Source organism: Citrobacter sp. wls613 (genome assembly GCF_005281195.1).
Classification (GTDB): domain Bacteria; phylum Pseudomonadota; class Gammaproteobacteria; order Enterobacterales; family Enterobacteriaceae; genus Citrobacter; species Citrobacter gillenii.
Genome location: NZ_SZXN01000059.1, coordinates 2,349 through 3,083 on the forward strand (window position 1 = coordinate 2,349; position 735 = coordinate 3,083).

Genomic DNA, 735 nt, shown 5'->3' on the forward strand with positions numbered 1-735 from the left:
GATTTATGGCCTTGCCACCCCCGGTATGCCTGCGGGAAGCCCGGGAATGGAGATGGGGGCCCGTAAAGAGGCTTACGATGTTATCGCATTCTCTCCGGAGGGCAGTAAAAAGATCTTCCAGCGAATCGAATAGTCAGCGGAACGGCTGATAACGGGACGTCGGCAGCAGGCACTCCTGTGCCGGCGACATTCGTGGTAATCGCATCCATGACATACCCTGAAGACAGAAAATGCTTCAGGCATGCATAAGGAGAGTTATTGTGAAAAATGACAATGTAGTGCAACACAACAACCAGACTGCTTCTGAACAGACATTATCCCCGGACGAGAGCCACGTATTGCATAAGGTGAGAGATCCCGTGTGCGGGATGGCATTCCTGCCCGACAAGGCGCACAGCAGCATTCGATACCAGGACCATCAGCTTTATTTCTGCTCTGCCAGCTGTGAGAGTAAATTTACAGCCCATCCCGACCGTTATCTTACCGAAGATGCCAGTGAACATTCCCACCACCACCACCACGATCACCACGAAGTCAGCCCAGACCAGATAAAACAGCCTCACCATCAGGCGGAGAAAGATATTTCTGAAGGTGTGTGGACATGTCCGATGCACCCGGAGATACGCCGCAGTGGTCCCGGAAGCTGTCCTGTCTGTGGAATGGCACTGGAACCGCTCGTAGCCACGGCATCGACGGGGCCGAGTGATGAACTTCGCGACATGACAAGACGCTTCT

1 protein-coding gene is annotated in these 735 nt (G+C 53.6%); it reads left to right on the plus strand.

The annotated features are described in order from the left end of the window. Positions 1–230: 230 nt before the first annotated feature. Positions 231–735, plus strand: a 505-nt coding sequence (locus FDX01_RS13480; protein WP_137399922.1) for a heavy metal-binding domain-containing protein, incomplete at its 3' end; no start/stop codon positions are given.